The organism is Brevibacterium sanguinis, from assembly GCF_003315415.1.
GTDB lineage: Bacteria > Actinomycetota > Actinomycetes > Actinomycetales > Brevibacteriaceae > Brevibacterium > Brevibacterium celere_A.
Map to the genome: position 1 here is coordinate 1 of NZ_QNSB01000020.1, position 1,837 is coordinate 1,837.

A 1,837-nucleotide genomic window follows, 5' to 3' on the forward strand; every position below is an offset into this window, starting at 1 on the left:
ACCGACACCCCCGGGTAGCTGCAGGTTCACTGTGGTGGGTTTGGGTGTGTGTTTGTGGTTTGAGAATCCAATAGCGTGTTTGTTTGAAAACAATGTGATGCCAGAAAAGTTTTTCTGGTGAGACAACCAAACCCACGCCAACCCTCCGGGGTGGTGTGGTGGTCGCAGGGTCAACCCCGTTGGGTCTGTGACTGTCTTGCTGGGAGCAAATGTTGAAATAAAGTTTTTTATGGAGAGTTTGATCCTGGCTCAGGACGAACGCTGGCTGCGTGCTTAACACATGCAAGTCGAACGCTGAAGCGACCAGCTTGCTGGTCGTGGATGAGTGGCGAACGGGTGAGTAACACGTGAGTAACCTGCCCCTGACTTCGGGATAAGCCTGGGAAACTGGGTCTAATACCGGATATGACCATCGTGGGCATCCATGGTGGTGGAAAGTTTTTTCGGTTGGGGATGGGCTCGCGGCCTATCAGTTTGTTGGTGAGGTAATGGCTCACCAAGACGACGACGGGTAGCCGGCCTGAGAGGGCGACCGGCCACACTGGGACTGAGACACGGCCCAGACTCCTACGGGAGGCAGCAGTGGGGAATATTGCACAATGGGGGAAACCCTGATGCAGCGACGCAGCGTGCGGGATGACGGCCTTCGGGTTGTAAACCGCTTTCAGCAGGGAAGAAGCGCAAGTGACGGTACCTGCAGAAGAAGTACCGGCTAACTACGTGCCAGCAGCCGCGGTAATACGTAGGGTACGAGCGTTGTCCGGAATTATTGGGCGTAAAGAGCTCGTAGGTGGTTGGTCACGTCTGCTGTGGAAACGCAACGCTTAACGTTGCGCGGGCAGTGGGTACGGGCTGACTAGAGTGCAGTAGGGGAGTCTGGAATTCCTGGTGTAGCGGTGAAATGCGCAGATATCAGGAGGAACACCGGTGGCGAAGGCGGGACTCTGGGCTGTAACTGACACTGAGGAGCGAAAGCATGGGGAGCGAACAGGATTAGATACCCTGGTAGTCCATGCCGTAAACGTTGGGCACTAGGTGTGGGGGGCATTCCACGTTCTCCGCGCCGTAGCTAACGCATTAAGTGCCCCGCCTGGGGAGTACGGCCGCAAGGCTAAAACTCAAAGGAATTGACGGGGGCCCGCACAAGCGGCGGAGCATGCGGATTAATTCGATGCAACGCGAAGAACCTTACCAAGGCTTGACATACACCAGATCGCTGCAGAAATGTGGTTTCCCCTTTGGGGTTGGTGTACAGGTGGTGCATGGTTGTCGTCAGCTCGTGTCGTGAGATGTTGGGTTAAGTCCCGCAACGAGCGCAACCCTCGTTCTATGTTGCCAGCACGTGATGGTGGGAACTCATAGGAGACTGCCGGGGTCAACTCGGAGGAAGGTGGGGATGACGTCAAATCATCATGCCCTTTATGTCTTGGGCTTCACGCATGCTACAATGGCTGGTACAAAGAGTGGCGAGCCCGTGAGGGTGAGCGAATCCCTGAAAGCCAGTCTCAGTTCGGATCGTAGTCTGCAATTCGACTACGTGAAGTCGGAGTCGCTAGTAATCGCAGATCAGCAACGCTGCGGTGAATACGTTCCCGGGCCTTGTACACACCGCCCGTCAAGTCACGAAAGTCGGTAACACCCGAAGCCGGTGGCCTAACCCGTTCGCGGGAGGGGGCCGTCTAAGGTGGGACTGGTGATTGGGACTAAGTCGTAACAAGGTAGCCGTACCGGAAGGTGCGGCTGGATCACCTCCTTTCTAAGGAGCGAACATCAGAACCCCACCGTCAACACCCGTTCGTGGTGTGGGTGGGAGCTCAAGGGTGGAACATCACATTTC

Annotated in this window: 1 rRNA gene; it reads left to right on the top strand. The window is 56.0% G+C overall.

Annotation, left to right across the window (positions count from 1 at the left end):
• The first annotated feature begins 226 nt into the window (after nucleotides 1-226).
• Nucleotides 227-1,756 (top strand): 16S ribosomal RNA (locus tag DFO65_RS16830).
• Nucleotides 1,757-1,837: the final 81 nt, after the last annotated feature.